Origin of the sequence: Reyranella sp. (assembly GCF_044224635.1) — a bacterium.
Classification (GTDB): Bacteria; Pseudomonadota; Alphaproteobacteria; order Reyranellales; family Reyranellaceae; genus Reyranella.
In genome coordinates, this window is the sequence record NZ_JBGAKA010000023.1 from 89,939 (window position 1) to 115,986 (window position 26,048).

Genomic DNA, 26,048 nt, shown 5'->3' on the forward strand with positions numbered 1-26,048 from the left:
AATGCTTTGCGCGATTTTGGCGGTTGGATTTCTGACTACGCGGTGACGTTGTCGATGAGTTGCAATGCGCGCCGCTGGAGGGCGTTGGGGGTTGTCAGGACGTCGAAGGTGTTGTTGGTGGCGCCGCCCGGAACGCGGCATGTGTTGCGCACGATGGTGGCGAGGGCCTCGAGGAGCGTGGTGAAGCAATGAAGATCGGTGCCGTCGGGGCGTTTGCGTGAGGCGATCTTGACGCGTGCGGCCTCGGATCGGCGCGCCGGCCTGACGGGATCGCGGTTACGCTTGGCGTCGCGATCCTCGTCGGCGAACATCAGCTCACGCCACGCCTCGCGCATGTGCCACTCGACGTAGTAGGCGAGCATGCACAGGAAGATGTGGGCCCGGACGCGGTCCTCGAGGCGATGGTGGATCGGGCGGACCTTGAGGTCGACAGTCTTGAGCGAGCGGAAGGCCCGCTCCAGGTCAGTCAGAGCCTTGTAGTTGCGGACGGCATCGTCGGCGCTCATGTGGCGCTGCTTGACGGCGGTGCGAATGACGTAGAGGCCATCGAGGGCGGCCTCCTCGGCGACCTTGTCGTGACGCAGCGTGAAGTCGAAGGCGGCCTCGTCGATGGCGAGATCGAAGTGCTTGGCGACCTTGTACTTGTTGAGCACCTTGCCGACGCGCACGCCGATGGTGGCAGCACCGTGCAGCGAGCCGCGCGCCACCATGGCGCGGACCTTGTCGAGCTCGCCGGTGGTGGCTTCGAGCAGGGCGGTGCGCTTGTGGGCGCGTCGCTTGGCGAGTGCCGGATTGCGGCAGGCGACGAGGCGCTCACCTGGGAAGTCGGGGTGCTGCAGCTCGAACAGGTTGCGCTCGTCGAACAGGTCCATCTGCAGCGCGCCGTCGCTCAGCAGGCTGCGGATCTGGCCGCTCTTGAGCGCGGTGATCCAACCGAAGCGATCGGCGCGCAACTGCTCGATCGAGGCCGTCGAGATCATGCCGCGATCGCCGACCAGCACCATGTGCTCGAGGCCGAACTGCCGGCGCAGCTTGTCGGCCTGCGGCAGGAAGGTCGCCGGATCGGCGGTATTGCCCTCGAACACCGAGACCGCGACCGGACAGCCGCGCCGATCGGCCAGCAATCCCCAGTTCACCTGCAGCTTGCCCTTCTTGCCGTCACGGCTGTAGCCGCGTGCCGCCAGCGGGCAGTGGTTGCCTTCGAAGTAGCTCGACGTCAGGTCGTAGAGCGCCAGGCCGCCCGATGCCAGGTGGCGGGCCGCCAGCTTGCGCTCGATCGCGTCCTGGCGCGCCAGCAGCCAGTCCATGGCGTGGTAGAGATCGTCCTCGTCGGCATCGGCTACGCCGAGCTCGTCGGCCAGGGTTCGGCTGCGCCACCAGCGTGTCGTCGCAAGCTTGGTGTGCGGCGCCACGATGCGGGCCACGATCATGGCCACGACCAGGTCGGCTTCGCGACATGGCCGTGAGCTGAGCAGGCTCGCGACGTCGAGCCGGCGCACGGCGCGCAGCACGGCGGCGACGTCGCCGTGCGGCCGCGAGGCGATGATCTCGAAGCGCTCGCCCGCGGGCACGAACTCTTCGCCACGCAGGCCGCGGCGGATCATGTCGACCAAGGTGTCGGGCAGGTGGGAGAGATTGCCGAGTGTCTCGTTGCGGACCTTGCCGCCCTCACGAAAGCTGCGGCGCAGCAGATGAGTGGTGTAGACGCGGCCTTTGTACTGGCGCGTCGTGGTGACGACGTGGACGGGTCCTCCCCTGGCAGCCATGCCGGACAGAAAGCCACAAAAGTCTTCTCTTGTCAATAATTTTAGTGACTACAAATTGCATCGTCGTCAAGCATCTCGACCCGGCACAAGGGCCGATGGATTCAATGCTTCTCGCTCTAGACGCTGACGAAATTCGCGCGGAACTTCAGATTAGTGCAACAGCGTGGTGCCATTCCGGCCGGCCGCTGCAACGCCGTTCTCCGGACGCCGTTCCGACAGGCATTGCTCACTCCGGAGAATGTCAATGAACAAAGGCCTGTTGGTCGCTGCATCGCTGCTCGTCGTGCCCGCTGCAGCCCAGTCGCAATCTCTCTTTGAAGGCGGACCGTCCAATCCCGGCTTCTATATCGGGGCGCAAGGCGGTCTCAACTGGCTCATTAACAACAACAATTACAACATGGATCTCGGTTACGCCGTGGGCGGCGTGATTGGCTACGACTTCGTCGGTCCGCGCGTCGAGCTCGAGACCATGTTCCGCAGCAACAACGGCAGGGGTACTGCGAACTTCGGCAATATCTTCAGCAACGTGAACGGCCGCATCGAGCAGCTCTCTGTGATGGCCAATCTTCTGTACGATTTCGCACCGGGAGCCACCGTCACGCCGTACATCGGCGCCGGCGCCGGCATCGCCTTCGCCGATGCCTACATCAACGGCTGCTCGCTGTGCAGCACGCAGTTCGCCTATCAGGGCATCATCGGCGTCGGCTGGAACATCGACCAGAACTTCCGCGTCAATCTCGATGGCCGCTACTACGGTACGACGGCGCCGCCGGGCTATCAGAACAACAACATCACGGTCATGCTCGGGCTCAGCTACAAGTTTGCCCAGCCGGCCGCAGCTCCCATGCCGCCGCCGGCGGCGGCGCCCGCATCGCCGCCGTCGTTCATGGTCTTCTTCGACTGGGATCGCGCCAACTTGAGCGACCAGGCGCTGACGACGATCCGCCAGGCGGCGCAGGCCTTCAAGTCCAAGGGCAATGCCCGCATCACGGCGACCGGCCACACCGACACCTCCGGTACCGAGGCCTACAACATGGCGCTGTCGTTGCGGCGGGCGAACGCCGTGAAGGATGCGCTGGTGCGCGAAGGCGTGCCGGCGACGGCGATCGCGGTGATTGGCCGTGGCGAGCAGGGCCTGCTGGTCCAGACCGGCGACGGCGTGCGCGAGCCGCAGAACCGTCGTGTCGAGATCGTCGTGCAGTAAATCGTCTCTGGATTTGGAAGTGACGACCGGCGGCGCCTTCGGGCGCCGCTCTTTTTCTCTCATCCGCCGCCCTTTTTTGTCATCCTGAGCGCAGCGAAGGATCTCATCGTCAGAAGTCACGAAGTACGCTCCTGGAAGCGGCGATGAGATCCTTCGCTGCGCTCAGGATGACGGGGGTGCGCTCAGGATGACAGGGCGTGCTCGCTGCCCGATCATGCTCTAAGATCGCCGGACTGGTCCGTCTGACGCCGTGCCGCGGATGACAATGGATCGTGTGCGTGACCTGGTACCGATCTGTCGATCCGACACATGCTTCGTTCTCTTCCGGCGGATTTCTGGCGACTCTGGTCGGTGGGATTGATCGTCACGACCGTGCGCTGGATGGAAACGGTCGTGATGGGTGTCGTCGTCTACAAGCAGACGGGCTCGGCTCTCGCCGTCGCCTCGATCACCATGCTGCGCCTGCTGCCGATGGCTCTGTTCGGCGCCTTCCTGGGCGCGTTTGCCGAGCGGTTCGACCGTCGCCTGACGCTCGCCGGCGTGATCGGCGTGCTGGCGATCACCTCGATCGCGCTGGCGATCGCCGCCCGGCTTGGCGAGCTCGAGGTCTGGCAGCTCGCCCTCGCCAGCCTGGTCAACGGCTTCGGCTGGGTGACCGACAATCCGGTGCGCCGCGTCCTGATGGGGGAAAGCGTCGGCCGCGAACGCATGGCATCGGCCGTGGCGTTCGACGTCGGCGGCCTGAACGCCAGCCGCATGGTCGGCCCGACGGTGGGCGGCCTGCTGCTGGTCGGGGTCGGCATCGACGGCACGTTCGTGATGAACGCCGCGATGTACCTTGCCGCCATCGCGCTCGCCCTCGCCGTGCGCACGCGCATGCCCGCGACGCCGGGCGCCGGCGCGGTGCTCGCACGCACGCTCGAAGGGTTCGCCATCGTGTTCGCCGACCGGCGGCTCGCCGCCACCATGGTCGTCACGGTGATCTACAACGTGCTCGGCTGGCCTTTCATCAGCATGATCCCGGTGATCGGCCGCGACCAGCACGGGCTCGGCCCGGAAGGCATCGGCATCCTGACCAGCGTCGACGGCGTCGGCGCCTTCTTCGGCGCGCTCGCGCTGGCGTTCTGGCTGACCCAGCGCTGGCATGCGCCGGTCTATGTCGGCAGCGTAGCGGCCTATCAGGTCGGCGTGATCGCCTTCGCCCTGGCGCCCGAGCCGACGACGGCCGGGTTGGCCCTGCTGCTGACGGGACTTGCCGGCGCGGGCTTCGCCACCCTGCAGGCGACCATCGTCTATCTCGCCGCGCCCACCGAAATGCGCTCTCGCGTCCTGGGCGTCCTCTCGGTATGCATTGGCACCGGACCGATCGGCTTCGTCTGGCTGGGTTGGCTCGCCGACCAGATCGGCGCGCCGACGGCGACGGCGGTGACCGGGCTGATCGGCCTCGCGGCCCTGGCGGCGACGCGGCCGATGTGGCGGACCATCTAGATGCGTTCGGCTTCGCCGAGCCACGCGAGAGGAGGAGGAGCACCATGAAGACCGTTCAATCGATGCTGGCCGAGGCTGAGGCGGCGGTGCCGCGCATCAGCCCGGAGGAAGCCAAGGCGCTGGTCGGCCGCGCCGACGTGCTGTTCCTCGACGTGCGCGAGCCGCCCGAGGTCGCCGCGTCGGGCAAGGTGCCGGGGGCGCTCGCCATCCCGCGCGGCCTGGTCGAGTTCCGCGCCGATCCCGCGTCGGCAATGCACGACAAGGCCTTCGACCGCAGCAAGACCGTGGTCGCCTACTGCGCCTCCGGCGGACGCTCCGCGCTGGTCGGCAAGACGCTGAAGGACATGGGCTACGCCAACGTGCGCAACCTCGGCGGCTTCAAGGGCTGGGTCGACGCCGGCGGCAGCGTCGAGAAAGCCTGAGCTGAGGACCTGACACGAAACAGCCGATACATCACACCTGTCATCCCGAGCCTAGCGAGGGACCCTTTGAGCTGCAGCAAAGGTCCCTCGCTACGCTCGGGATGACATCAGTGTCATTGCAACAGGCACGATTATCTTGCAACACTCCTCGAGCGGAGCTCGAATGTCCCCAACCTACGACGTCGCCGTGCTCGGCCTCGGTGCCATGGGCGCGGCGGCGAGCTACCAGCTTGCCCGGCGCGGCGCGCGGGTGCTCGGCATCGATCGTTATGCGCCGCCGCACGATCACGGCTCGACCCATGGCGACACGCGGGTCACCCGCGTCGCCTGTGGCGAGGGACCGGAGTACTCGGCCTTCGTCCTGCGCTCGCACGAGATCTGGCGCGCCCTCGAGGCCGAGCTCGGCGTCGAGCTGCTGACCCAGAACGGCATGCTGGTGATCTCCGGCAAGGGCGAGCGCGCGCTGAGCCACGGCATCGACGCCTTTCTGGCGGCGACGGTGAATGCAGCCGAGCAGGCCGGCGTCGACTACAGCCTGCTCGACACTGCGGCGATGCGGGCGCGCTTTCCCGCCTTCAAGCTCTCCGACGGCGACGAAGGCTACTTCGATCGCGTCAGCGGCTTTGTCCGCCCTGAACTCTGCATCGAGGTGCAGTTGCGCCGGGCGAAGGAGCTCGGCGCCGACCTGCATGTGAACGAGACGGTGGCGTCCTTTCAGCAGAAGGACGGCAGGGTGAGCGTGACCACGGACAAGGGCACGTATCAGGCGAAGCAGCTGATCGTGTCGGTCGGGCCGTGGCTGCCGCAGCTGCTCGAGCCCGAGCTGGCCAGGACGTTCAAGATCACGCGCCAGGTGCTCTACTGGTTCCGCGCGCGCGACGCGGCGGCTCACGCCCGGTTCAGCCCCGATCGCTTCCCCGTCTACATCTGGCAGGTGCCGGCGCCGCAGGTGATCTACGGCTTTCCCGCGACCGGCGGCATCGACGAGGGCGTCAAGATCGCCAGCGAGCAGTACGAGCTCGAGACGACGCCCGAGACCGTCGACCGCACGGCGAGCCCGCAGGAAATCCGTGAGATGTACGAGACTTATGTCGGTCCGTTCCTGCCCAGCCTGTCGCCGGTCTGCATCAAGAGCAAGATCTGCCTCTACACCTGGGTCGACGGCGCGCGCTTCATCATCGACCGCCATCCCGCGCATGACCGAATCATCATCGCCTCGCCCTGCTCGGGGCATGGCTTCAAGCACTCCGCCGGCATCGGCGAGCTGCTCGCCCAGATGGCGCTGGGCGAGACGCATCGCGACATCTCGATGTTCAGGCTTGGCCGCGTTGCGTCGTGAGGTGACGTTCCGTCCGCGGATGGTCCGGTGGGGTAGGCGGGCGCACGGGCCGCTCCTCAGAGAATCCGACTTATTCGACGAGCTCTGCGAGCATGCGGTGTCCGTGACTGGAAAGGTCCCTCGCTGCGCTCGGGATGACACCATTGTTGTCATCCCGAGCGCAGCGAGGGACCTTTCTGTCTTCATCCCGCAGTCGACAGCACAGGCGTCGAAAAAGTCACACGCTCTCAGGGTGAGGTCCCTTTGTAAGTTAGCGGCTATGAGGCGACGTCTGCCGCCATGACGATGGTCCCTGTCCTCAGCCCTCATGGTGTGCTGTCGCTCAAGCCGTCGGTCGACGCGACGGCGGCGCTGGGGGCGACGCGCGCACTGGCTCTCGAAAAGGCTTTCGCCCGCGGCGCCGGTCACGGGCTGCTGCACCTGGGAGCGGCCGAGGTCGGCGTGGCGCTTCCGCCGGTCCTGTCCTACTGGCGCGAGTTTGGGTCGCGCTACGTTACGGCACTGTGCGCCCTGCCCAACCTCGACGAGGCTCGCGGCAAGTCGGCCGTCCCGGTTCCCGCGGAACACGAATTGGCCCAATTGGCCGCCGCGGTGCCGCCGATGATCGGCGGCGAATACCTGACGCCATCGGTTCTCGCCGCGCTGTGGCGCGAGACCGACCAGGCCTTCGAGGCCGAGCTGGCCGAGGCCGGCGTGCCGGTGCAGGGCTTCCTCAAGGCGCACCATCCTGCGTGGAACCTGGTCGGGCGAGTCTATTTCAACCTCGCCGAGAATCGGAACGATGCCGAGGCTCCCTTCGCCTTTCTCGCTTCCTACACGACCCGTCTGTCGGCCGCGGCCAAGGCACAGCACCTGCCGCTCGGCCGGGCGCTGCAGGAATATGCCGGCGCCCGGAATCGCGAGCGCCTGCTGTCGCTGCTCATGCCGGTCCAGCGGGCAGCCGAGCGCTGCGGCTGGCTGAAAACGATGGTCGCGTCGGGCGAAATCTACCATCCGCTGCGCTGGAGCCCGCGCCAGGCGATGGACTTCCTGCGCGATGCCTCGGCACTCGAGTCGGCCGGCGTGATCGTGCGCATGCCGGCGTCGTGGCGCATGAACCGGCCGGCACGTCCGCAGGTGCGGGCGACGGTGGGTGGCCGGACCCCGTCCCAGCTCGGGCTCGACGCGGTGCTCGACTTCCGCATGGACGTGACGCTCGACGGCGCGACACTGTCGGCAGCCGAGATCAAGACCCTGTTGGGGCAAACCGAGGGCCTCGCCTTCATCCGCGGCAAATGGGTCGAGGTCGACCGCGAGCGGCTTGGCCGCACGCTTGGCCGCTTCGAGGCGATCGAGCGGCGAGCCGCCGACGAAGGCCTGCCGTTCGGTGAGGCGATGCGCCTGCTGGCCGGAGCGTCGATCGAGGGCGACGAGCCGGGCGGGCGCGCGGACGCCGAGTGGAGCGAAACCGTGGCCGGCCCGTGGCTTGCCCGCACGCTCGCCGAGCTGCGTCACGCTACCGGCGGATCCGGCGTCGATCCCGGCCGGTCGTTGCAGGGCGAGCTGCGCGCCTATCAGCGGGCCGGCGTGCAATGGCTCCATCTGCTCGCCCGCCTGGGACTGGGCGCCTGCCTCGCCGACGACATGGGGCTCGGCAAGACGATCCAGGTCCTGTCGCTCCTGCTGGTGCTGAAGCAGCAGCAGCAGGGCAGCGGTCACAAGGCCTCGCTGCTGGTGGCGCCGGCCTCGCTGCTCGCCAACTGGGCGGCGGAAATTGCCCGCTTTGCCCCGGGTCTGAAGGCGGTGGTCGTTCATCCTTCCGCCCTGCCGGCGGAGGCTTTGAAAGAGAACGGGGCGGGCGTGCTGGCCGACGCCGACCTCGCCATCACCAGCTACGGCTTTCTCTCTCGCGTGCCGTGGCTGATCGGCACTTCCTGGCGGCTCGCGATTCTCGATGAAGCCCAGGCGATCAAGAATCCCGGCGCGCGGCAGACCCGCACCGTCAAGCAGCTGCGCGCCGACGCGCGCATCGCCCTCACCGGCACGCCGATCGAGAACCGGCTGGGCGACCTGTGGTCGATCTTCGATTTCCTCAATCCGGGCCTGCTCGGATCGGCCAGGCAATTCTCGTCGTACGCCAAGCGGCTGGCGGAGGGCGACGACCACAACCACAATTCCTACGGCCCGCTCCGGGAGCTGGTGCGGCCCTACGTGTTGCGTCGCATGAAGACCGACCGGAGCATCATCGCCGATCTGCCCGACAAGACCGAGGTCAAGGCGTTCTGCGGGCTGAGCCGCAAGCAGGCGGCGCTCTACGAGCAGGCGGTACGCGAGCTCGGCGAGAGGCTCGACGGCAGCGACGGCATCGAGCGTCGCGGGCTCGTCCTGGCGCTGCTGATGCGGCTGAAGCAGATCTGCAACCATCCCTCGCAGTGGCTCGGCGACAATGGCTGGGCCGAGAGCGACAGCGGCAAGCTCGCCCGCTTGCGCGAGCTGGCCGAGGAGATCGCCGCGCGTCAGGACAAGGTCCTGATCTTCACCCAGTTCCGGGAAACCACCGCACCGCTGGCTTCGTTCCTGGCCTCGGTGTTCGGCCGCGCCGGCCTGGTGCTGCATGGCGACACCGCGGTCGGCAAGCGCCGCGACCTGGTGCGGCAATTCCAGGAAGACGAGGACGTCCCGTTCTTCGTGCTGTCGGTCAAGGCCGGTGGCGCGGGGCTCAATCTCACCGCCGCCTCCCATGTCATCCACTTCGACCGCTGGTGGAACCCGGCTGTGGAAAACCAGGCGACCGACCGTGCATTCCGCATCGGCCAGACCAGGAATGTGCTGGTACACAAGTTCGTCTGTCGCGGCACCGTCGAGGAGAAGGTCGACCAGATGATCGAGAGCAAGCGCCGGCTCGCCGGGGATTTTCTCACGGGCGGCGCGGAAGCGAGCCTGACCGAGCTGCCGGACGACGAGCTTCTGAAGCTGGTGAGGCTCGACCTCGCCACGGCGCTGAAGGAAGGGTGACGGATGAGGGATTTCGACTGGCCGCAGTACGTCACGGTGGCCGAGCAGCGCAGGAGGGCCATGAAGGAGTTGGCCAGGCTGCGCAAGGGCAAGCGGCCGGTTGCCCCCGTGACCATCGAGGGCAACGCCATCGCCAGGAGCTTCTGGGGCAAGGCGTGGTGCGCCAACCTCGAGCGCTATAGCGACTACGCCACGCGCCTGCCGCGCGGCCGGTCCTACGTGCGTAACGGCATGGTCGTCGATCTGCAGATCGCCGACGGCAAGATTTCCGCGCTGGTGAGCGGAACCGAGCTTTACACGACCACGATCGCCATCGCGCCGGTACCGGCGGCGCGATGGAAGGCCATCTGCCGCGACTGCACCGGCTCGATCGATTCGCTGGTCGAGCTGCTGCAGGGCCGGCTTGCCAGGAGCGTCATGGACCGGGTGTGCCGCCAGGGCGATGGCCTGTTCCCGGCGCCGAAGGAGATCAAGCTGGCGTGCAGCTGCGAGGACAGCGCCAGGATGTGCAAGCACGTCGCCGCCGCACTCTATGGCGTCGGCACCCGCCTCGACGAGAAGCCCGAGCTGCTGTTCGCCCTGCGCCACGTCGACGAAAGCGAGCTGATCAGCGGCGCCGAGCAGGCCCCGTCGTCGCCTTCGCCGGTGCCGGCCTCCGACAACGTGCTTGCCGAGGGTGACGTCGGCGCACTGTTCGGCCTGGAGATGGCCGAGGGCGCGGCGACGCCGGTTGCCGCTCGAGCCGAGCGCAAGCGGAAGAAGCCATCAGAGGCCCCCGCGAAGCTCGCCGGGCGCAGCCGAACGAAGCGGAAGGCTCAGTCCTGATACGCGAACTCGAGCTTGAGCCCGTCGGGGTCGGTGAAGAACACCGCGTAGTAGCCGGCGCCGTAGTGCGGATAGTCGGCCGGCGCATCGAGGATGGTGGCGCCAATCGTGTGCAGCAAGTCGTGCAGGCGATCGACATCGGCGCGGCTCTCGGCGCGCCAGGCGAAGTGGTGCAGGCCGTTGGCGTAGCGATCGTGGATGCGCGCCGAGCGAGCGGGCTTGATGCCGATCGAGCAGGTCCCCGCCGGGGTCGGCAGATCCCAGTCGATGCCGTCCGCTTCGGCGCGCACGCGCCGATAGCCCATGAAGTCCAGGATCGCCTCGTAGAAGGGCGCCGAGGCGGCAAGGTCGCCGACCGTCAGGTCGAGATGGTGCATCGATCCGCGCATCGTCCAGCTCCCCTGACGCCGGCACGCGCTTTGACGCGAATTCGGACCAGAGGATAGGTCCGACTGGACGTCCATGCTCGGCGCGATCGCGGGCAGGCCGGAATAACCCGACAACCCCTCGACATGATAAGCTAAAAATGACACAACACAATAAGCTAAAATTAACAAGCACGAAAAGCTGACAACCGCGCGGCGCAAAGGCTGATGAAACGATGGCGACGCCCCCACAAAAGCTGGCTGATTCCCTGGATGCCCTGAAAGCGCTCCAGGAGCGCGGCGTCGTCGCTATCCGAGCCAAAGACCTCAGCCGGGCGCACAGGGAACTGCTCAAGAAAAACGGATTCCTGCAAGAGGTGATGAAGGGTTGGTACATCCCATCACCGCCCGGCGGCCACTCCGGCGACAGCACGACATGGTACACATGCTTTTGGCCCTTTGCGGCAGCGTACTTGCAAGAACGGTTCGACCACGACTGGTCCTTGTCGCCTCAACAGTCCTTGTCCCTCCATGTCGGCAACCAGACCGTCCCAAAGCAGCTTGTGGTGCGATCTCCTCGAGCGAGGAATCGTGCTACCCCATTGCCCCACGACACATCCGTGCTCGACATCCGCGCCGCGCTACCGGGGGATCAGGACATCGACCTCAAGGATGGTCTGCGGCTCTTCTCCTTGCCGTCGGCCCTGATCGCCACCTCTCCAGCGTTCTTTCAGCATCATCCCACCGATGCCCGCGCAGCGCTTGCCAACATCCGCAATGCGTCCGAAGTGCTCGCGAAGCTGCTGGATGGCGGTCGCAGCACGGTGGCGGGGCGACTTGCGGGAGGATTCCGCAACATCGGTCGCGACCGGATCGCCAACGATATTCTGAGCGCCATGCGGGCGGCTGGGTACACGGTTCGCGAAGAAGACCCGTTCAAGACCACGATCAGTATCGACCTCCCCATCCGCGAGGTTTCTCCTTACGCAAGCCGCATCCGCCTCATGTGGCAAGCGATGCGCGGCCCGATCATCGACAATTTTCCACGACCTCCAGGCCGGCCGAACGACCTTGACGCCTACATGCAGCGCGTCCAGGAGAACTACGTCACCGATGCCTATCACTCGCTGTCCATTGAAGGGTATCGCGTGAGCCCTGGGCTCATCGAGCTTGTGCGCCGCGGAAGCTGGAACCCGGACATCAAGGAGAAAGACCGCGAACACCGCGATGCGCTTGCCGCTCACGGCTATTGGTTGGCATTTCAGGCCGTTCAACGAAGCATAAGAAGAGTGCTCGAGGGCGAGAATCCGGGCCTCGTCGCCGACGAAGATCATGGCGCTTGGTACCAGGAAATGTTCTCTCCGAGCGTGACAGCCGGTCTATTGCGCACCGCCGACCTGGCTGGCTACCGCAACGCTCAAGTCTATATTCGCCGCTCGATGCATGTACCGCTGCCCCGTGAAGCAGTCGTCGATACCATGCCTGTGTTTTTTGAGATGCTGGCGCAGGAAACCGAAGCTTCCGTGCGGGTCGTGCTCGGTCACTTCGTCTTTGTCCATATCCATCCATACATGGATGGCAATGGTCGCATGGGGCGTTTCCTGATGAACGTCATGCTTGCCGCTGGCGGGTATCCGTGGACAGTCGTGCCGGTGCAACAGCGCGCCTCCTATATGGCGGCGCTGGAACAGGCAAGCGTCGAACAAAATATCGTACCGTTTGCGGATTTCCTGGCGAAGCTCGTCAAGCAAGGGCAGCGCGGCAAGCCGGTCGCTACAGTTCCCAAGTCCTGATCAGCCGGAATCCAAACCGATGTCAGAAAAGACTCGGCAAATTCAGCCCCTTCTCCCGGGCGCAGGCGATGGCGTCCTCGTAGCCGGCGTCGGCGTGGCGCATGACGCCGGTCGCCGGGTCGTTCCACAGCACGCGTGAGAGGCGCCGGGCGGCTTCCGGCGTGCCGTCGCAGACGATCACCATGCCGGCGTGCTGGGAGAAGCCCATGCCGACGCCGCCGCCATGGTGCAGCGACACCCAGGTGGCGCCCGAGGCGCAGTTCAGCAGCGCGTTGAGCATCGGCCAGTCCGAGACGGCGTCGGAGCCGTCGCGCATGGCCTCGGTCTCGCGGTTGGGGCTGGCGACCGAGCCTGAATCGAGATGGTCGCGGCCGATCACGATGGGCGCCTTGAGCTCGCCCTTGGCCACCATCTCGTTGAAGGCGAGTCCCAGGCGATGGCGGTCGCCCAGCCCGACCCAGCAGATGCGGGCCGGCAGGCCCTGGAACTTGATCCGCTTTCTCGCCATGTCGAGCCAGGTGTGGAGGTGCTTGTTGTCCGGCAGCAGCTCCTTCACCTTGGCGTCGGTGCGGTAGATGTCCTCGGGATCGCCTGACAGCGCGGCCCAGCGGAACGGCCCGATGCCGCGGCAGAACAGCGGGCGGATGTAGGCCGGCACGAATCCGGGAAAGGCGAAGGCATCGGCGACGCCTTCCTCGAGCGCCATCTGGCGCAAATTGTTGCCGTAGTCGACGGTCGGCACACCCAGCCTGTGGAACTCCAGCATGGCGCGCACGTGGCCCGCCATCGACTGCCTGGCCGCCTTGGCGACGCCGGCCGGATCGCTGGCGCGGCGCGCCTCCCAGTCGGCGAGCGACCAGCCGCGCGGCAGGTAGCCGTTGACCGGATCGTGCGCCGAGGTCTGGTCGGTCAGGCAATCGGGCCGCACGCCGCGGCGCAGCAGCTCGGGCAGCACGTCGGCGGCGTTGCCGAGCAGGCCGACCGAGACCGCCTTCTTCTCCGCGGTCGCCTTGCCGATGATGGAGAGCGCGTCGTCGAGATCCCTGGCCTGGACGTCGAGGTAGCCGGTGCGCAGGCGGAACTCGATGCTGCTCGGCCGGCATTCGATGGCAAGGCAGGAGGCGCCGGCCATGGTCGCCGCCAGCGGCTGGGCGCCGCCCATGCCGCCCAGCCCGGCGGTCAGGATCCAGCGTCCGGCGAGGCTGCCGCCATGATGCTGGCGCGCCATCTCGACGAACGTCTCGTAGGTGCCCTGCACGATGCCCTGGCTGCCGATATAGATCCACGAGCCGGCGGTCATCTGGCCGAACATCATCAGGCCCTTGCGATCGAGCTCGTTGAAATGCTCCCAGGTCGCCCAGCGCGGCACCAGGTTCGAGTTGGCGATCAGCACGCGCGGCGCGTCGGCATGGGTGCGGAACACGCCGACCGGCTTGCCCGACTGCACCAGCAACGTCTCGTCGGCCTCGAGCCGTTGCAGCGCCGCGACGATCCGGTCGAAGCTTCCCCAGTCGCGCGCGGCGCGTCCGATGCCGCCATAGACCACCAGCTCGCCCGGCTTCTCGGCGACGTCGGGATCGAGGTTGTTCATCAGCATGCGGAGCGGCGCCTCGGTGAGCCAGCTCTTGGCCGAAAGCGCCGTGCCGTGCGGCGCGCGGACGATGCGGGCGTTGTCGATGCGAATCGTCATGCGGGTCCTCTTCGATCGAGCGTGGGCACGAGGTCGCTGCCCGCAGCACGGATGAGCGCGCCGCCGGAGACCAGCGCCGTCGCGACCTCGATATCGGGGTGCAGATGGCGGTCTTCTTCGAGACGCGGCACGTCCGCACGCAGCAGGGCGCGCACCGCTTCGAGCGGCGGGCTCGTGGAGAGCGGGCGCAGGAAGTCGCAGCCCTGCGCCGCCGCCAGCAGCTCGATGCCGACGATGGTGCGAGCATTCGCCGCCATATCGGTCAGGCGGCGCGCGCCATGCGCGGCCATCGAGACATGGTCTTCCTGATTGGCCGATGTCGGGATCGAATCGACGCTGGCGGGATGGGCGCGCTGCTTGTTCTCCGAGACCAGGGCGGCGGCCGTGACCTGCGGGATCATGAAGCCGGAGTTGAGACCCGGGTGTGCCGTGAGGAACGCCGGCAGCCCTGACAGCGTCGGATCGACCAGCATGGCGATGCGGCGCTCGGCCAGCGAGCCGATCTCGCAGATCGCCAGCGCGACGATGTCGGCGGCAAAGGCCACCGGCTCGGCGTGGAAGTTGCCGCCCGACAGCGCTTCCTCGGTGTCGGCGAAGATCAGCGGATTGTCGGTGACGCCGTTGGCCTCGGTCGCCAGCGTGTCGGCCGCCTGGCACAGGATGTCGAATGCTGCCCCCATGACCTGCGGCTGGCAGCGCAGGCAATAGGGGTCCTGGATGCGCTCATCGCCGATCAGATGCGAGGCGCGGATCGCCGAGCCGGCCATCAGGCGGCGCAGCGACTCCGCCGTTGCGATCTGGCCCTTGTGCCGGCGCAGGCGATGGATGCGCGGATCGAACGGCGCATCCGAGCCGCGTGCCGCGTCGGTCGACAGCGCGCCAGTCACGAGCGCCGCGCCGAACAGGTTCTCGGCCTCGAGCAGCCCGGCGAGCGCGTAGGCCGTCGAGAACTGCGTGCCGTTGAGCAGCGCCAGTCCCTCCTTGGCGCCGAGCTGCAGCGGCGCGAGCCCGGCGGCGGCCAACGCCTCGGCCGCCGGCACGATCCGTTCGCCCACGATCATGTGGCCGACGCCGATCATCGCCGCGCTCATGTGGGCGAGCGGCGCCAAGTCGCCCGAAGCGCCGACCGAGCCCTGGCACGGCACGACCGGCGTCAGGCCTCTGGCGAGCAGCGCCTCGAGCAGGCGCACCGTCGCGGCATGCACGCCCGATGCGCCCTGCGCGAGGCTCGCCATCTTGAGCGCCATCATCAGCCGCGCGACGTTGACCGGCATCGGCGCGCCGGCACCCGCGGCATGCGATAGCACGATATTGCGCTGCAGGGTGGCGAGGTCCGCTGCCTCGATGCGCACGTTGGCGAGCTTCCCGAACCCGGTGTTGATGCCGTAGACGGGCTGCCCTCTGGCGACGATCGCGGCGACTACCTGCGCCGAGGTCTCGATGGCGTCGTAGGCCTCGGTTGGCAGCGCTGCTGAGGCGCCGCGATAGATGTCACGCCAGTGGGCGAGGGGAACGTTGCCGGGCGACAGAATGACGGAGATCATGCCTGCCGATTATCGACGCAAGGCGGGTCGAACGCATTGGCTTCTTGCGGGCCGCGGGCGCGTCAGCCGCATAGGCGCGCCAGATTTCGCTTCTCCTCCCCAGCTTCGCTGGGGAGGAGAGCCGAAGCGTCAGCGACACTGGCTGTCACCCGTGGCCGATGTAATCCATGCGCCCGCCATCGACCGTCAGCACCTGGGCGGTGACGAAGCCGGCATCCGGCCCGGCCAGGAAAGTCACGGCGGCGGCAATGTCCTCCGGCGCACCAACCCGACCGACCATGGTGCGCTCGCGCATCGACGTCACGCGTTGCGCGAACGCCTCCTCGCTGGCGCCGCGTCGCGCCATGTCGGTGACGATCCAGCCGGGACAAACCGCATTCACCGTGATCCCGGACCGTCCGAGCTCCAGCGCGAACCGCCGCGTCAGGGTCAATACCTCCGCCTTTGTCGCGGCATAGAACGTCGTGCCCGGGAGCGCCGTGCCGATGGCGGCGTTGGACCCGATATTGACGATGCGGCCGTAGGTGCGTGCCTTCATTCCCGTCATGACCGCCCGCACGGCGTGGATCACGCCGTTCACGTTCACGGCACGCATGCGCTCGAGCGCCGACGCATCGTAGGTCTCCAGCGTGGCGGGAGCGGACACGCCGGCGTTGTTGACCAGGATCGACACCGGTCCCAGCTTTCCCTCCGCCTCGGCGACCATCGCCGCCACGGCAGCCGGATCGGCGACGTCGGCCTGCAGCAGGGCGGCCCGGCCGCCGGCCGCAACGATCTCCGCGCGCAACGCCTCGGCTTCCGCCGGATGCGCCACGTAGTTGATGCCCACGGCGGCGCCGCGCGCCGCCAGCCGACGGCAAATCGCTGCCCCGATGCCACGCGAGCCGCCCGTCACGATCGCCACCTGCCCGTTCCAGTCCATGACGTCCCCTCCGAACCTAGATCAATGATACTGCATATGTTGACGGCGATAGCCCCCTGCCGGAATGTCCGTTGCATGAACGCGCCCGATCCAGTGACGTTGTCCGTCCTCGACAACCGCTTCCGTGCCATCGTCGACGAAATGGGAGAGGCGATGCTGCGCACCGCCTATTCCCAGATCCTGAATTCCTCGCGCGACTTCTCCATCGCGATCTGCGATGCCGAGGCGAGGCTGCTGGCCCAGGCAGATCACATCCCGATCCACGTCGGTGCCATGCCCTTCGCGGTGAAGGCGGTCGTCGAGGCCTTCGGGGAGTCGATTGCCGATGGCAACGTCTACCTGCTGAACGACCCCTACCACGGCGGGTCGCATCTGCCGGACTTCACGGTTGTCGTGCCGATCTTTGCCGAAGGTCGGGTGATCTTCTATTCGGTGGTTCGCGCCCATCAGACCGATATCGGCGGCGGCACCCATGGTGCCTACAATCCCGCCGCCACCGAGATCTTCCACGAAGGCCTGCGTCTGCCGCCGATCCTGCTGGGCGAGGGGCGGCTGCCGAGGCCCGACCTGGTGCGCATGATCGTCACCAACAGCCGGATGCCGCGCGAGGTGCGCGGCGACCTGATGGCGATGATCGGCGCGGCACATCTGGGCGAGAAGCGTCTGCTCGCCGTCCTGGACAGGAATGGCACGGCGAAAACGGAAGCCGCGGTCAGCGCGATCCTTGCGCTGTCCGAGGCCCATGCACGCCGCATCATCGCGTCCTGGAAGGATGGCACCTGGACAGGCGAGGCTTTCCTCGACGATGACGGCTGCGGACGGCAGGACATTGCCATCCGCGCAACGGTGACGAAGACGGGCGATGCGATCGTCGTCGACCTGTCGGAGTCCGATCCCCAGGTGCCGTCCTTCCTCAACTCCTCCTGGCCCAACACGGTGAGCGCGGTGCGGATGGCCATTGTCTTCCTGCTCGATCCGGAGATCGCCAAGAACGACGGGTGCTTCCGCCCCATCGAGATCGTCGCCCGGGAAGGCACGATTGTCCTGCCGCACGAGGGTGCACCGGTGACCATGTGCACGTCCCACTGCGCGAACGAGATCGTCGAGGCGGTGGTCAAGGCGTTGGCCAATGCGTGCCCCGATCGCGCCATGGGCGGCTGGGGCCGGCGCTTCCGTATCGCGATCAAGGGCAGCGATGCGCGGCGGCCGGGCCGGCCCTTCGTGTGGCACCTGTTCCATGCGCGTCCCGGCGGTGGCGGGTCGTCGCAGGGCGATGGCTGGTCCAATGCGGGCGAGTGGCATTCGGCCGGCGGGTTGAAGTTCGGCAGCATCGAGATGGCCGAGGCCCGCTTCCCGCTGTTCTTCGCCAGGCACGAGTTCCGTCCCGGCAGCGCGGGCGATGGCCGCCATCGCGGCGGCCTCGGCGCGGAGCTGGTGCTGAAGCTCGAGACCGACGGGCCGGCCGTGGGGAATACCGCCGGCGACGGCGTGCGCCATGGCGCGGCGGGAATGCTGGGCGGCAAGGACGGGGCACCGCATCACTACACGCTCAAGCGCGCCGACGGCACGTCGCGCGACCTGAGGACAAAGGAGGTCGGCATCCCGCTCGCGCCGGGCGACACGTTGCACGTCCGCGCCGGCGGCGGCGGCGGATGGGGGCCTCCCGAGGAACGCGACGCCGAGGCCCGCAGGCGTGACGCCGACGAGGGGCTGCTGTGAGCACCTTCCGGATTGGCATCGATGTCGGCGGCACCTTCACCGACATCGTCTGCGTCGCCGCGAACGGCATGACGACCCTGGCCAAGGCAACCTCCACGCCGTCGGATCAGAGCGAGGGCGTGGTGAATGGCCTCGCCGTGCTTGCCGAACGCCTGGGCCTGGGACTGCCCGACCTGCTGGCGCGCACGGAACGCATCGTCCATGGCACGACGGTCGCCACCAACGCGCTGCTGGAACGCAAGGGTGCGAAGGTCGCGATGCTCACCACCGAAGGCCATCGCGACGTCATCGAGATGCGCGAGGGGCTGAAGCCTGAACGCTATGATTTGCGCCTGCCGCCCGCACCCGCGCTGGTCCCGCGTCGGCTGCGCCTGCCGGTTGCCGAGCGCCTCCGTCCCGATGGAACGGTGGAGGTGAAGCTCGATCGCACCTCGCTGGACTCGGCGATTGCGGTGCTGAAGGCGGAGAAGGTCGAGGCGGTGGCCATCTGCTTCCTCCATTCCTGGCGTGACGACTCCCATGAACGCGCGGCCGCCGCAGCCGTGCGCGCCGCGCTGCCGGATGTCTTCGTGACGACGTCCGCAGAAGTGCTGCCGCAGATCAAGGAGTTCGAGCGGTTCTCCACGGCCTGCGTCAATGCCTATGTCGGGCCGATCGTGTCGCGCTACCTCGCGCGGCTGCGCGGGCGGCTCGCCGATGCGGGATACAAAGGCGCCATCTTCGTGATCCTGTCCCATGGCGGCGTCGCGCCTGTCGAGGAAGCCGCGCGGCTCGCCGCAGGCACCGCGCTATCGGGTCCAGCGGGCGGCGTCGCGGCCGGTGTCGCCCTGGCTGAGCGCGGCGTGGGGCAGAACCTCATCACCTTCGATGTCGGCGGCACCTCCACCGATATCGCGCTGGTGCTGGAGGGCGAGGCCGCTCTTGGCCGTGGCCGCACCGTGGGAGGCGAGCGCATCGCGCTGGAAAGCCTCGATATCGTCACGCTCGGCGCCGGTGGCGGCTCGATCGGCCATGTCGGGGCCGGCGGCACGCTGCAGGTCGGCCCGCGCAGCGCCGGAGCCGTTCCGGGGCCCGTCGCCTATGGCCAGGGCGGCACGGAACCCACGGTGACGGATGCCAATCTCGTCCTGGGCTATCTCGACCCCGACAACTTCCTCGGTGGCGCGCACAAGCTCGACCGCAACGGCGCCCTTGCGGCTTTCGGCAGGCTGGGCGAGTCGGTCGGTCTTCCCGCCATGGCCGCGGCGGAGGGCGTGCATCGCCTGGCCAACGTGCGCATGGCCGACGGCATCCGCCTCGCCACCGTGCGACGCGGCGTCGATCCGCGCCACTTCACCCTGCTGGCCTTCGGCGGCGCGGCGGGACTGCATGCCTCGGCCGTCGCGCGCGAGCTCGGGATGCAGCGCGTTGCCGTGCCGATCTTCGCTGCGGGGCTTTCGGCCTGGGGCATGTTGCACACCGACCTGCGCTACGAGATGGCACGGAGCGAGCTCGCCAGCGGCGGGGTGCCGGAGGATGCCGTGCTGCGCACCATCTGGGCCGGGCTCGAAGCGGACGGCCGCGCCCGCGTCGCCTCCTGGTTCGGCGGCAAGGTCGAGACGAGGCGCGCCGCCGACATGCGCTATGGCGAGCAGGTCTTCGAGATCACCGTGCCGCTCGAGGCGGTCGCGTGGGACGCGACGGGTCTCAGGGATCGCGTCACCGATGCCTTCCATGCACGCCATGAGACTCTGTTCACCTACGCGCTGCTCGAGGAGGAGGTGGTGCTGGTCAATGCCCGTCTCGCCGTGATCGGGCGCCTGCCGCCGATGCAGCCGCCTCAAGCCGTCGCGGGAGGCAGCCCGGCCGCGGCCTTCGCGACGCGCCGGGCGCAGATCGAGGGTGTCGAGCGGGAGCTTCCGGTCTTCGACTTCACAGCGCTCGCCGCGGGACAGGAAATCGCCGGTCCGGCGATTGTCGAGAGCGACACGACCACCGTGCTCCTTCTGCCGGGCGACACGGCACGGATGGATGGGCACGGCTGGCTCGTCCTGGTGCTGCCAGGCGACTGACCACGATTCTGTCGACGACCACGTCCCTGAGCGAGCTGCTGAACCAGGTGGAAGCGGGCGAGGAAGTCGCCATCACACGGCACGGTAAGCCCGTGGCGCACATTCGATTAGGCGGCGCCGCGTAATGGCGCTCATGCGCCGGAAGCGCGCCACTTCAGGCGAAGTAAGGGCTTGTGACGAAATAAACGCTTCGAATGTCAAGCGACTGTCCGGTTGGGCTTTGGAACGAAGGTGTAGTTCCAATCTGGATGGAAGCGGTCGTAGCGAATATTGAGCTGACTGATCTGTTGATCAGAGACCTTGGCGCCCTTGGGATAGCTCGTGGCGTCAATGTCGCAGGCGATGGTCAGTCCGGAGGTTGTCGTGGTGGCGGCGATGAGCTGCACGATGACCTTGTGGGAGAGCAAAGGTTTGGCGCGCCAGTTCTGGGTAATGAAGGCGAACATGCGATGCTCGATGCGGTTCCACTTGCTGGTGCCAGGCGGGTGATGGGTGACGGTGATGGCGAGACCGGTCTGGTTGGCGAAGTTCTGCAACTCGACCTTCCAGAGGCGGACCCGAGCGCCATTGCTGCCACCGCAATCGGCAGTGATCAGCAGGCGCGTGGCCTTGGGATAGCGCTTGCGCCCCATGCGCCGCCACCAGCGACGAATGCTCTCGACGGCGAAGGTTGCGGTGTCATGGTTGATGCCGACACTGACCCAGCCTTCATTGGCGGCAATGTCGTAGACGCCGTAGGGGACCGCTCGACCCTTTCCCGGGATGACGAAGTCGTGCACGCGCACGGGCTGGGGTCGGCCTTTGCGCCGCAGCTCTCGGCCGGCAGTCCTGAAATCGCCGACCAGCTCCTTCTTCTTGGTGTCGACGGAGATGGCCGGTTGTCGGCACCGCCGGAAACGCTGGACCCGATCGTTGATGTGCTGGAACTGTGCATCGCGGTCAGGGTGCTGCTTGCCCTCGCGGGTCTTGGCGTTGGCTTGCAGGCTGAAGCCGAGGTCCTTGAGCAGGCGGCCGACCAGATTGGCGCTGACCCGGTAGCCCTGATCGGCCAACGCGGCGGCGAGATGGCGCTGACTGCGACTCACCCACAGCAGGTCGGCCTGCGGATCGCCTCGGGTGGCCGAGGCAACCAGATCGAGCAAGGCCTTGCGCAAGCCGGGCTGCTTGAGGGTCGCCGCCTTGCGACCACCGCCGCTGCGGCGGACGCGGCCGTATGGCCATTCGGCCGCTTCCTCGTCGAGCTCCTTCAGGCCGCGCCCGATCGTGCTGCGCGCTATCCCATCTTTCTCAACTGGAGCCATTGTTGAGGGAAAAACCCTTTAGAATCAAAGGGTGGAGCTTGAAGGTCTCCACTACAGAGTGGGGTCCCAGGTTAGGCCGCGGAAGTGGGAGGGGCAGAGATCTTGGGCGGCGGCTGAGGTGGGAGCTCGAGCTTGAGCTGGTGGAGCAGGATCTTTTGATCGGCGTTTGGCTCGGTGTGCCGGGTGATGACGAGGGTGCGTCCGTCGGTGGTAGGGAAGTGAACGTCGAGCATCTTGATGTCGGTGAACTTGTCGAGGACGGCGCGCGGGGTGAGGCCGCCGGCGAGAGTGCGCAGGCGGGCGCGCAGGGTGACGTGCAGGCAGTAAGCGATGAAGGCAACGAAGATGTGTGCCTCGATGCGCTGTTCGAGCTGATGGAAGATGGGCCGCAGCTGGAGATCGTGCTTGAGGTTCTTGAAGGCGGCCTCGATCTCGGTGAGCTGGATGTAGAACTGCCAGAGCTCGGCCGGTTGGCGATCGCCGAGATTGCTGCGCAGAAGATATCGGCCTTCACGCTGTCGGACGCGCCGCAGCTTGCTGCGGTTGAGGGCGTAGCTGAATGAGGCGCCACGCGGTGCCACCTCGACATCGATCAGGCGCCAGGCGGCGGGTGCCTTGGCGCGCGCGCCGCCGAGCTTCATGAGCAAGTCCTGGCGCTTGATCTTCTTCATCGCCGACAGTTCCGTGAGGCGAGCCCACAGCCCTTTGAGCTTGCGCCGGCGCATGGCGCGCTCCTTGTGCACGCGCTGCTCACTGCGGGCGAGCACGTAGAGTTCCGGCTCGTCGGCCAGCAGCTTGACGTCGACGCCCTGGCGCACGCTCTGCCACGGCTTGTCGAGCAGGGCTTTCTCGAGCTTGCTGAGCCGGCCCTTCGGTGTGCCGACCAGGTAGTGGACCGGCGGATCGGCTTGCCGCATCTCGGCCAGGACGGCCTCGCTGGGGATGCCGCGATCCATCACCCAGATGCGCTGCGCCTTGCCGTGCTGCGCCTCGATCTTGGCCAGAAAGTCGCGCAGCGTCGTGCTGTCGGCAGTGTTGCCGGCCAGCACCTCGTAGGCCAGCGGGAAGCCTTCCGGCGTGACCACCAGCGCGATCACCACCTGCACGCAATCACCGCGCTTGTCGCGGCTGTAGCCGTAGCGCCGCTTGTCGGTCTCGTTGTGCGGCGGCGCCGACTCGAAATAGGTGCTCGTCAGGTCGTACAGCAGGACCTCGAACTGCGCCCCGAACAAGTCCTGCCAGCGTTGCCGCAGATGGCTGAACAGGCCCTGCTTATGCTCGAGCAGCTTGTCCAGACAACGATACAGCGCATTCTTCTCGACCAGCGAATAGTCGGCGCCCAGCAGATCGCCCATCGCGCTCTGGCTGAACCACTGTCGATGCAGCCGCCACTCGCTGCCAGGATCGATCAGCCGATAGCACACCAACGTCTGCACGATGTCACACCAGCTCGTGCCCTCGCGCGAGTCTTCCAGGCGATCGGCCCAGAAGCGATCCAGCTCGAGCTCCTCGTAGAGATGGCAGGCCAACCAGCACGCACCCCATTGCCGCGGCCTATGAAGCTCCATCGCATCGAGGCGGACCTGCACACCATGACCACGGGCGTGCTCGGGGACACCGCGATCGGCCGGGAACAGCGCCAGCTGCGTGTGCCGCCGAGCGTCTTCGTCGAACGCATCGACCACCCGACACCAGGCTTCACGCTGACAGTCGTTGATCTCGCCGAGGTACAGCACCGGCCGCTGCACCACCTTGCCGCCGGCGCAGCGCTTGTTCTCGACGATGCTCCAATAGCGATGCTCTTTGCCATCTTTGAAGCGTCGGTTGGCGCGTAAGAACATGATGGGTAGGGATACTACCCCACACAATTAGTACACGAAAGAGACTAGGTCTCCACTACACATGATTGCCAACGCGCGGTCATTGAAATCGCTCACTTTTTTGCTTCTCATCACCCTCGAAATCGATGATTCCGAGGTCCAGTTGAGAAAGATGGGCTATGCCTGTGAGATGCGACACCATCGCGATGCCGCCGCGGCCCGCAGCGCGAGCCTCGCTGGCGGCGAACAAACGAAGCCCTCGCTCATCCAAGTGAGGCGCGACTGCCTCATAGCGCATACGAATGGCGTCCCAGTCGACCACTTCATCAATATATAGCGTTTCTCACCTGATCTTGCTCGAAATCCGGATTCTATTACTGCTTTATACAACCCGAATCGATTCGATTATTTCGTCACAGGCCCTAACCTCCGCCGACGTGGCGCTCATGCTCTTATTCCGATCCGCAATGCGTGTTTCCGCCATCCCGATGAGCGCCACACTCGGTCCGCAAGACGCTTCGCCTCACGAAGCGTCGGGTGCTATGCTCTCTGCCATGGACGCTGCGTCCCTCCTCGCACGCATTGCCGCCGAACCCGGGAAAATGGGCGGCAAGCCCGTGATCCGTGGCCGTCGCGTCACCCCCGCCATGGTCTTGATCATGCTTTCCAACGGCGTCAGCCGGGAAGCAGTCCTGGAGGCCTATCCTGTGCTCGAGCCGGAGGATATCGACGCCTGCCTGCTGTATGCCGCGCGTTTGAGCGAGATGGCAGCCGCCCGAGGTCTCACCATCCCCGCTGAATAGTGTGCGCGTCCTCGCTGATTCGAACATCGTGGCGCAAGCGGTGCGTGCCATGCGGGATGCGGGTCACGATGTCGCCTATGCCGGCGAACGCGCGGTCGATCCAGGCGATCAGGCTTTACTCGATGAAGCCGCCGCGAACGAGCGCGTCTTCATAACGAAGGACCACGACATCGGCGCCTTGGTCCATCGCGATCGACGATCGCATTGCGGCGTGCTGCTTCTGGACGACCTCGGTGATGCCGTGGCGGAGGCCTCCCTAATCCTGTTCACGCTCTCAACATATCGCAATCGATTGGAACGCCGCGAGTTTCTCAGGGCGACCGCCGCCGGGGTTCGCGGGGCTCCCAACGAAGCCGAAGAGCCCCTCACTGGTGGCCCTTCGGCGGAGGGGTGATGACGCCGGGCGTTCGGAAAGTATCGGCATCTGCGAGATTCTCTGCCTGTGTCACCAAAGGAGCTGCGACCTGCGCTCGTAGGGTCTCCAGGCTTGCCCGGCCGGCAACACCGGCGGCCGGGCTTCTCCATGGGCTGACGGTCCCTCGATGGTGCGGCTCAAGGGAACGATCGGACCGACACAGCAAGCAGGATCACCACGCTGGTGTCGGGATCGACCTGATAGAGAATGCGCAATGCCGGCCGCATCTCCATTCTGGCCGTTGTCATGACGAAATGTTCCGGGTGGCCGGCAAGCTCGACGCCGGCTTGAAATGGGTCCTGCACCCAACAGCGACCAACACGCGTCGAGGGCGTCAGCCGCGAGCGGCCACTTCGCCTCGATGACGCCGAAGTCCTTCTCGAAACTCGGTGTAACCTCGACGTTGCAGGGATGATCCCCGCGATCTCTCCGTTCCGATCTTTGCCGCCTCTTCCATCGCCCAGTCGAGATCTTCGTCATCGATCTCTGCCGGGAGGATGTTGATCGCCGTGTAGTATGGCATCACTTGGCCGAGGCTGGCAGCTTCCCATGCCCTGGTGTGACTGAACTCACTGATCGACTTGGCGGTGTTGTTTCGGCAGACAAAGTCGATGACGTCGCTCAGCAGGGAACGCTCGGCATCCGTGAGTCGCTGCAGTGGGGCGTCAGTCAGGGATGCGAAGGAGTGCTTGTCATAACCGAAGTACCACTCCCTGCTCTGTTGGATCCGGCCGGCTTGCTCCAGGTCCGACAGCGCTCGACGCAAGAACGATGCGCAGGGACCGAACTGCTGCTTTCGATACTCGGCCCTGGTGAGAGCGGTCCCTCGGCCTAAGAACCAAAGCATGTCGCTGAAGTAGAGCACCTTGTGCAGCTTGACCAAGCCAAGCTCATCAGGCCGTGTGTTCACGACGATGTAGTGAACGGCATCCTTGAACTTCTCCCGGTCGAACTGCTGGGGTGCCATCGTGGCCCTCCTGGGCTTGGCCCTCGACTTGGGGTCTCTAAGGGTGCGCTCCGATACGAAGATCGTCAACGAGCCGCAACCTTGGCTTGTTGCAGACGCTCGCAACGGCGAACTAGGCTAGAACGCCTTGGGAACATTGGAAACAGCAGGATGTAGGGACTCGCGGGAGCCTGAGGTGCTAGCAGTGACGCAGGCCGTCAAATATCCACCAACTGTCCACTCATTCGCGCGGGATGACTTATCGGTTTCTTGATGAAACTGAATGACCTGCCCGGCCCTGCCAGCCGGCAGCTGGTCCAGCCGCTGGTCGAACGCCATGCGGGTCACACGCCCAGCGCCAGTGTGGTCGGAAGTACATCAGCTTGGCCAATCGCCCGGAGATAGACCAAGAGTTGCTCGGAGTGTGGCGCTTTCAGGAAGTGGGGTGGCCTGATAGGGTCGCCTCCCTCCAAGGGGAGCGGGGGAGGGATCCCAATGCGATGCCGGCTCGTGAGCGCGGCCCTTCTGGCCCTGGCTGGGTGCGCGGCGACCTCACAGCAGACGGCCGATCGCGCCTATCCGCTGTACCAGGGCAAGCCGATCCGCAGCCTGATCGATCGCTGGGGGCCGCCCGAGGGATC

At 66.5% G+C, this 26,048-nt stretch carries 20 protein-coding genes and 1 pseudogene; 12 read left to right on the plus strand and 9 right to left on the minus strand.

Going from position 1 to position 26,048, the window contains the following annotated elements; all coding sequences use genetic code 11:
- Positions 1-35: 35 nt before the first annotated feature.
- Complete coding sequence (locus ACILR9_RS20340; protein WP_395711785.1) at positions 36-1,766, minus strand: IS1634 family transposase; 1,731 nt, start codon at positions 1,764-1,766, stop codon at positions 36-38.
- Positions 1,767-2,010: 244 nt separating this feature from the next.
- Here ACILR9_RS20340 and ACILR9_RS20345 point away from each other — a divergent pair, with 244 nt between their 5' ends.
- The 6 genes from ACILR9_RS20345 to ACILR9_RS20370 all read left to right on the plus strand — a co-directional run bounded on the left by ACILR9_RS20345 (position 2,011) and on the right by ACILR9_RS20370 (position 10,038).
- Complete coding sequence (locus ACILR9_RS20345; protein ID WP_395711786.1) at positions 2,011-2,970, plus strand: OmpA family protein; 960 nt, start codon at positions 2,011-2,013, stop codon at positions 2,968-2,970.
- A 309-nt stretch (positions 2,971-3,279) separates the two neighbouring features.
- Entirely contained in the window at positions 3,280-4,458 is a 1,179-nt protein-coding gene (locus ACILR9_RS20350) for an MFS transporter (protein WP_395711787.1), read from the plus strand.
- 44 nt (positions 4,459-4,502) lie between these two features.
- Positions 4,503-4,880: a rhodanese-like domain-containing protein gene (locus ACILR9_RS20355; RefSeq protein ID WP_395711788.1), complete on the plus strand. Its 378-nt coding sequence runs from the start codon at positions 4,503-4,505 to the stop codon at positions 4,878-4,880.
- A gap of 163 nt (positions 4,881-5,043) precedes the next feature.
- Positions 5,044-6,219 carry an N-methyl-L-tryptophan oxidase gene (solA, locus tag ACILR9_RS20360; protein ID WP_395711789.1) on the plus strand — a complete coding sequence of 392 codons (1,176 nt, stop codon included), beginning with the start codon at positions 5,044-5,046 and terminating at the stop codon, positions 6,217-6,219.
- Between the two features lie 279 nt (positions 6,220-6,498).
- The gene (locus ACILR9_RS20365; protein WP_395711790.1) at positions 6,499-9,213 is read left to right on the plus strand and encodes a DEAD/DEAH box helicase; all 2,715 of its coding nucleotides are present in this window, start codon (positions 6,499-6,501) and stop codon (positions 9,211-9,213) included.
- Between the two features lie 3 nt (positions 9,214-9,216).
- Positions 9,217-10,038, plus strand: coding sequence for a hypothetical protein (locus ACILR9_RS20370; protein WP_395711791.1), 822 nt, complete (start codon positions 9,217-9,219; stop codon positions 10,036-10,038).
- Here the strand turns inward: ACILR9_RS20370 and ACILR9_RS20375 are convergent.
- Positions 10,029-10,427: a VOC family protein gene (locus tag ACILR9_RS20375; RefSeq protein ID WP_395711792.1), complete on the minus strand. Its 399-nt coding sequence runs from the start codon at positions 10,425-10,427 to the stop codon at positions 10,029-10,031. The two genes, ACILR9_RS20370 and ACILR9_RS20375, sit on opposite strands and share 10 nt — an antisense overlap.
- A 212-nt stretch (positions 10,428-10,639) precedes the next feature.
- On the opposite strand from ACILR9_RS20375, the gene ACILR9_RS20380 reads away from it, so the two are divergent.
- Positions 10,640-12,196: a Fic family protein gene (locus tag ACILR9_RS20380; RefSeq protein ID WP_395711793.1), complete on the plus strand. Its 1,557-nt coding sequence runs from the start codon at positions 10,640-10,642 to the stop codon at positions 12,194-12,196.
- A gap of 22 nt (positions 12,197-12,218) precedes the next feature.
- Here ACILR9_RS20380 and hutU read toward each other — a convergent pair whose 3' ends face one another.
- The 3 genes from hutU to ACILR9_RS20395 form a co-directional block, all read right to left on the minus strand.
- Complete coding sequence (hutU, locus tag ACILR9_RS20385; RefSeq protein WP_395711794.1) at positions 12,219-13,886, minus strand: urocanate hydratase; 1,668 nt, start codon at positions 13,884-13,886, stop codon at positions 12,219-12,221.
- Positions 13,883-15,430 carry a histidine ammonia-lyase gene (gene hutH, locus ACILR9_RS20390; protein WP_395711795.1) on the minus strand — a complete coding sequence of 516 codons (1,548 nt, stop codon included), beginning with the start codon at positions 15,428-15,430 and terminating at the stop codon, positions 13,883-13,885. The genes hutU and hutH overlap by 4 nt, the downstream gene beginning before the upstream one ends.
- Before the next feature lie 145 nt (positions 15,431-15,575).
- Positions 15,576-16,352 carry an SDR family NAD(P)-dependent oxidoreductase gene (locus ACILR9_RS20395; protein ID WP_395711796.1) on the minus strand — a complete coding sequence of 259 codons (777 nt, stop codon included), beginning with the start codon at positions 16,350-16,352 and terminating at the stop codon, positions 15,576-15,578.
- A 75-nt stretch (positions 16,353-16,427) separates the two neighbouring features.
- On the opposite strand from ACILR9_RS20395, the gene ACILR9_RS20400 reads away from it, so the two are divergent.
- Genes ACILR9_RS20400 through ACILR9_RS20410 form a run of 3 tightly spaced genes read left to right on the plus strand, consistent with a single transcriptional unit; the run spans position 16,428 to position 20,247 of the window.
- A complete protein-coding gene (locus ACILR9_RS20400) occupies positions 16,428-18,071 on the plus strand; it encodes a hydantoinase B/oxoprolinase family protein (RefSeq protein ID WP_395711797.1) in 1,644 nt (547 codons plus the stop codon).
- Positions 18,068-20,122: a hydantoinase/oxoprolinase family protein gene (locus ACILR9_RS20405; RefSeq protein WP_395711798.1), complete on the plus strand. Its 2,055-nt coding sequence runs from the start codon at positions 18,068-18,070 to the stop codon at positions 20,120-20,122. Before ACILR9_RS20400 ends, ACILR9_RS20405 begins: the two co-directional genes overlap by 4 nt.
- Before the next feature lie 35 nt (positions 20,123-20,157).
- On the plus strand, positions 20,158-20,247 hold the full coding sequence (locus ACILR9_RS20410) for a type II toxin-antitoxin system Phd/YefM family antitoxin (RefSeq protein WP_395711806.1): 90 nt from the start codon (positions 20,158-20,160) through the stop codon (positions 20,245-20,247).
- A gap of 72 nt (positions 20,248-20,319) precedes the next feature.
- Here ACILR9_RS20410 and ACILR9_RS20415 read toward each other — a convergent pair.
- The 3 genes and pseudogenes from ACILR9_RS20415 to ACILR9_RS20425 form a co-directional block, all read right to left on the minus strand.
- Positions 20,320-21,423, minus strand: a pseudogene (locus tag ACILR9_RS20415) (ISAzo13 family transposase); the annotation flags it as partial.
- 71 nt (positions 21,424-21,494) lie between these two features.
- Positions 21,495-23,264 (minus strand): IS1634 family transposase, encoded by a 1,770-nt coding sequence (locus ACILR9_RS20420; RefSeq protein WP_395708878.1) that lies wholly within the window; start codon positions 23,262-23,264, stop codon positions 21,495-21,497.
- 79 nt (positions 23,265-23,343) lie between these two features.
- On the minus strand, positions 23,344-23,493 hold the full coding sequence (locus ACILR9_RS20425) for a hypothetical protein (protein WP_395711799.1): 150 nt from the start codon (positions 23,491-23,493) through the stop codon (positions 23,344-23,346).
- Between the two features lie 52 nt (positions 23,494-23,545).
- Here ACILR9_RS20425 and ACILR9_RS20430 point away from each other — a divergent pair, with 52 nt between their 5' ends.
- Both ACILR9_RS20430 and ACILR9_RS20435 read left to right on the plus strand, forming a co-directional pair.
- Complete coding sequence (locus ACILR9_RS20430; protein ID WP_395711800.1) at positions 23,546-24,046, plus strand: DUF433 domain-containing protein; 501 nt, start codon at positions 23,546-23,548, stop codon at positions 24,044-24,046.
- 1 nt (position 24,047) lies between these two features.
- Positions 24,048-24,440 (plus strand): DUF5615 family PIN-like protein, encoded by a 393-nt coding sequence (locus ACILR9_RS20435; RefSeq protein ID WP_395711801.1) that lies wholly within the window; start codon positions 24,048-24,050, stop codon positions 24,438-24,440.
- 355 nt (positions 24,441-24,795) lie between these two features.
- On the opposite strand, the gene ACILR9_RS20440 is transcribed toward ACILR9_RS20435, so the two are convergent.
- Positions 24,796-25,428: a Panacea domain-containing protein gene (locus ACILR9_RS20440; protein WP_395711802.1), complete on the minus strand. Its 633-nt coding sequence runs from the start codon at positions 25,426-25,428 to the stop codon at positions 24,796-24,798.
- Positions 25,429-26,048 lie beyond the last annotated feature (620 nt).